Source organism: Streptomyces sp. E2N166, assembly GCF_003671715.1.
Classification (GTDB): domain Bacteria; phylum Actinomycetota; class Actinomycetes; order Streptomycetales; family Streptomycetaceae; genus Streptomyces; species Streptomyces thinghirensis.
Map to the genome: position 1 here is coordinate 202,779 of NZ_RAIF01000018.1, position 5,174 is coordinate 207,952.

4 protein-coding genes are annotated in these 5,174 nt (G+C 72.0%); 3 read left to right on the forward strand and 1 reads right to left on the reverse strand.

Features of this window, described 5'->3' with window-relative positions:
* The 3 genes from EBH09_RS38925 to EBH09_RS15180 all read left to right on the forward strand — a co-directional run.
* Nucleotides 1-646, forward strand: a 646-nt coding sequence (locus EBH09_RS38925) for a P1 family peptidase (RefSeq protein ID WP_238697319.1), incomplete at its 5' end; no start/stop codon positions are given.
* 170 nt (nt 647-816) lie between these two features.
* A complete protein-coding gene (locus EBH09_RS15175) occupies nt 817-2,040 on the forward strand; it encodes an Ig-like domain-containing protein (RefSeq protein WP_121747539.1) in 1,224 nt (407 codons plus the stop codon).
* A 168-nt stretch (nt 2,041-2,208) separates the two neighbouring features.
* The gene (locus tag EBH09_RS15180; RefSeq protein ID WP_193776325.1) at nt 2,209-2,955 is read left to right on the forward strand and encodes a DUF6227 family protein; all 747 of its coding nucleotides are present in this window, start codon (nt 2,209-2,211) and stop codon (nt 2,953-2,955) included.
* Between the two features lie 130 nt (nt 2,956-3,085).
* Here the strand turns inward: EBH09_RS15180 and EBH09_RS15185 are convergent.
* The coding region (locus EBH09_RS15185; protein ID WP_121747541.1) for a fructose-specific PTS transporter subunit EIIC at nt 3,086-5,174 on the reverse strand (2,089 nt) is incomplete at its 5' end.

Genomic DNA, 5,174 nt, shown 5'->3' on the forward strand with positions numbered 1-5,174 from the left:
GTCGGCGGCCGAGGCGGCCCACGCGAGCGCGCCGGGCGCGGGGGTGGCCGAGGGGTCCGTCGGGGCGGGCACGGGAGCCGTGGTCGGCACGCTGAAGGGCGGTATCGGCACCGCGAGCACCGTGCTGGACTCGGGGATCACGGTGGCGGCGCTGGTGGTGGCCAACGCGGCGGGATCGGTGACGGATCCGGAGACGGGGGTGCTGTACGGGGAGTTGTTCCGGGGCGGACGGGTGGAGTACCCGGCGCCGGGCGTCCACGAGGCGGCGGGGCGGCGTCTCGCCGAGGTCGCGGCGAGGAACGCGCCGCCCCCGCTGAACACCACGCTCGCCGTGGTCGCCACCGACGCGGAGCTGTCCAAGGCACAGGCGCAGAAGCTGGCCGGCACGGCGCACGACGGCATCGCGCGTGCCGTGCGGCCGGTGCACCTGCTCAGCGACGGGGACACGGTGTTCACCCTGGCGACCGGGCGGCGCCCCCTCGACGCGGCCCAGCCGCTCGCGCTGAACGAGGTGCTGGCGGCGGGCGCGGACATGGTGACGCGCGCGATCGTGCGCGCCGTCCGGGCCGCCGAGCCGGTGGACGGGCCGGGCGGGGCGTGGCCGTCGTACGAGGAGCTCTACGGACGCCCGTCCAGCGCCGGTTGACCGGTCCGAGGAGCAACTCTCCCGAGTAGTGCGGGTCATGCCGAGCCCGCGATTGTCCCGGTTCTGTCACGCGTCGGCGTTCCGGGCGGCCGGGGGGAACCCCGCCGGCCGCCGGGCACCTCTACAGGTCTGAAGCGAACACCGCACAACACCCGAACCTGGAGCAGCCCGTGACAACGCCGGACATATCTGCGCGACGCGTACTGGGCGCCTGTGCCGCCCTGATGGTCGGCGCCCTCACCCTCACCGCCTGCGGCGGAAGCGCCAGCGCCGAGGACAAGAAGGACGGCAAGGGCGGGGCGGAGTCCGCCAGGACCTCGGTGGCGAAGGTCGTGATCTCGGCGGAGAACGGTTCGACCGGCGCCTCGATCAACGCGACCGGCGTGAAGGTCAGCGACGGCAGGCTCACGGACGTGAGGATGACGGTGCCGGAGACGGGTGCCGTCGTGCCGGGCGCGGTCTCCGCCGACGGTGGCAGCTGGAAGCCGAAGGAGCAGCTGGAGCGCGGCACGAAATACCGGATCACGGCGACCGCGAAGGACACCGCCGGCCGCACGGCCGCCGCCGACTCGGTCTTCACCACCGTCTCCTCGGCCAACAGCTTCATCGGCACGTACACCCCGGACGGCGGCACGACGGTGGGGGTCGGCATGCCGGTGTCGTTCACGTTCGACAAGGCGATCAGCGACCGCAAGAGCGTCCAGTCGCACATCACGGTCACCTCCAGCAGCGGTCAGGAAGTGGTCGGGCACTGGTTCGGGTCGCAGCGGCTCGACTTCCGGCCCGAGGAGTACTGGAAGGCCGGCTCCAAGGTCACGATGAAGATCGACCTCGACGGGGTGGAGGGCGCGAACGACGTCTACGGCGTGCAGAAGAAGACCGTCACCTTCACCGTGGGCCGCGCACAGGTCTCCACGGTGGACGCCGACACGCAGACCATGACGGTCGTGCGCGACGGCAAGACCCTGAAGAGCGTCCCGATCTCGGCGGGCGACGCCCAGCACACCACGTACAACGGGCAGATGGTCATCTCCGAGAAGGTCCTGCAGACCCGCATGGACAGCCGGACGGTCGGGCTCGGCGGCGAGTACGACATCCCGGACGTGCCGCACGCCATCCGGCTGACGACCTCCGGCACCTTCCTGCACGGCAACTACTGGTACAACCCGGGCAATCCGCCCTTCGGTCGCCAGGGCACCAGTCACGGCTGTGTCGGACTGCGGGACGTCCGGGGCGGGCAGGGCGCCACCCCCGCCAAGTGGTTCTACGACAATTCGCTCATCGGGGACGTCGTGGTCGTCAAGAACTCCCCGGACGACACGGTCGCGCCGGACAACGGACTCAACGGCTGGAACATGGCCTGGAGTGAGTGGGTCGCCGGAAGCGCCGCCTGACCGGCCGCTGAGCAGCGTATTTTGACCGACCGTCGGGTCGCGCGGAAACTTTTCGCGCGGCCCGCGCGTTTTTCGGACGTACGTTTTCTCGGTTCCCGGACATGATGTCCGACCGAGGGGCTACGGTATGCACCCACAAGGTGACATGCAGCAACGCCGGGAGAAACCTTGAGCGTTCCGTACGAGACGGCAGCGTACGAACCACCCGAGTCGCCCGAGTCTCCGGAGGAGCACCTCATGCGACTGCTCGGTCGCGCCCTGAACTCGTTCGAGCTGCCCGACGAGACGATACGGCAACTGGACTGCGCGCTGGCGCACGACGGTTCCCTGCACTCCGCGCATCACAGCGCGGGGCTGCACCGCGAGACGTACCGGCACACCTGGCTGCTCGCCGACGGCTCGGCGGTCACGCTCTGGGAGCTGGTCCACAACACCGCCCCGGGCCGCGAACCGCAGCACGAGGTGTACGTCGACGAGGAGGAGCTGCGCACCGCCACCGCCCGGCTGGCACTGCCGCCGGACACACCGGACTTCGAGCTGCCGGTGCAGGTGCAGCTGTCCCCGGTTCCCGCCCCGCGGCACGCCTATGTCCCCGACGCCTCGGCGGACCACGCCCGTCGGCTGCTGCGCCGCGCGGAGAACCCGGACCGGCCCGGCGCCGACCTCGCCGCGCTGCTGGCGACGGCGTCCGCGCACCAGATCACCCAGGCGTTCGGCGGCCCCGGCCGAACGGGCCGCGCCCGGATCGGTTTCTCGCTCTACGAGCACGCGTTCCTGCTGCGGGACGGCGCGGAGGTCTCCCTCTGGGAGGTCGAGCACACGGCCACACCAGACGGGCGGCACATGTGCGAGGTGTACGACAGCGAGGACTCCGCCCGCCGCGCGATGGAGCGGCGCGCGGCGCAGGTCTCCTAGCCCTCTCCTGGCCCCGGGGACACCGCCGGGCCGAGGACACCACCGGGCCTGGCGCACCACCGGGCCGAGCACGCCGTCGGGCCGGGCCCTCTGCGGAACCCGGCCCGTGGATGGTTGGCGAAGACCGTCCTTACGCGGCCACCGGCTGCTTGGCCCCCGGCGCCGAGGCCGACGGGTCGGCGTCACCGGAGCCCGGTGCCGCCACTCCCGGCGCCGGTTTGCGCAGGCCCTTGAGGACGATCACCAGGCCCGTGGTGACGCAGACGCCCGCCGCGATGGCGACCAGGTAGAGCAGCGGGTTGCCGATCAGCGGGACCACGAAGATGCCGCCGTGCGGGGCGCGCAGCGTGGCGCCGAAGGCCATCGAGAGGGCGCCGGTGACCGCGCCGCCCACCATCGAGGACGGGATGACCCGCAGCGGGTCGGCCGCGGCGAACGGGATCGCGCCCTCGGAGATGAAGGAGGCGCCCAGCACCCAGGCGGCCTTGCCGTTCTCGCGCTCGGCGGCGTTGAAGAGCTTGCTCCGCACGGTCGTGGCCAGGGCCATGGCCAGCGGCGGGACCATACCGGCCGCCATGACCGCCGCCATGATCTTCATCGCCGAGTCGCTGGGGTCGGAGACCGCGATACCGGCGGTGGCGAAGGCGTAGGCGACCTTGTTGACCGGGCCGCCGAGGTCGAAGCACATCATCAGGCCGAGCAGGGCGCCGAGCAGGATCGCGTTGGCACCGGACAGGTCGCTCAGCCAGTCGGTCATCGCCTTCTGCGCGGACGCGATGGGCTTGCCGATCACCACGAACATCAGGAACCCGACCACCGCCGAGGAGATCAGCGGGATCACCACCACGGGCATGATGCCGCGCAACGCCGCCGGTATGCGTACCCGTTGGATCGCCATCACCACGGCACCGGAGATCAGACCGGCCGCCAGACCGCCGAGGAACCCGGCGTTGATGGTCAGCGCGATCGAGCCGCCGACGAAGCCGGGGACCAGGCCCGGCCGGTCGGCCATGCCGTAGGCGATGTAACCGGACAGCACCGGGACGAGGAAGGCGAAGGCCACGCCGCCGATCTGGAACAGCAGCGCAGCCCAGCTGTCCGTCTGGGACCACACGAAGTGGTCCATCACCGACGGCGCCTTGTTGATCTCGTAGCCGCCGATCGCGAAGCCCAGGGCGATCAGCAGACCGCCCGCGGCGACGAACGGCACCATGTAGCTCACGCCGGACATCAGCCAGACGCGCAGCTTCGTCCCGTATCCCTCACCGGACCCGCCACCGCGCTCGACGGGTGTCGCACCGGAGGAGCCGGAGGAACCGCCCGCACCGGCCACCGTGACCTCGCCGCGGGCCGCCTTGCCGCGGACCTCGCCGATCAGCTCGGCGGGCCGGTTGATGGCCGCCTTGACGCCGGTGTCGACGGTGGGTTTCCCGGCGAAGCGGTCCTTCTCGCGCACGGGCACGTCGTGGGCGAAGATCACGCCGTCCGCCGCCTCGATCACCGCCGGGTCGAGCCGGGTGAAACCGGCCGAGCCCTGGGTCTCGACGGCGACCTCGACGCCCGCCTCGCGGCCCGCGGTCTCCAGCGACTCGGCAGCCATGTAGGTGTGCGCGATGCCGGTGGGGCAGGAGGTGACGGCGACGATACGGAAGGGGCGCCCGGGCTCGTCACTCCCCTCGTCGGGGCTGCCCGTGGCGGTCTCGGCGGAGGCCGCCGCCGAGACCGCCACGGAGTCCTCGGCGCCCTCGGAGGCGTTCCCAGGGACGTCTTCGGAAAGGTCTCCGGAGACGTCTCCGGCACCGGTCGGCTCCTCCCCGCGGATCAGCGCCGCGGCGGCACTCGCGTCGCCCACCGACCGCAGCGCGCCGGTGAACTCGGCGTTCATCAGCTGCCGGGCGAGTGAGGAGAGGATCGTCAGGTGGGCGTCGTCGGCGCCCGCCGGAGCGGCGATCAGGAAGATCAGGTCGGCCGGTCCGTCCGCCGCCCCGAAGTCGACGCCGGTCGCGCTGCGCCCGAAGGCCAGCGTCGGCTCGGTGACATGCTCGCTGCGGCAGTGCGGGATGCCGATGCCGCCGTCGAGGCCGGTCGGCATCTGCGCCTCACGGGCGGCGACGTCGGCGAGGAAGCCGTCCAGGTCGGTCACCCGGCCCTGGGCCACCATCCGCTCGGCGAGGGCGCGCGCCGCCGCTTCCTTGGTGTCGGCGGACAGGTCGAGGTCG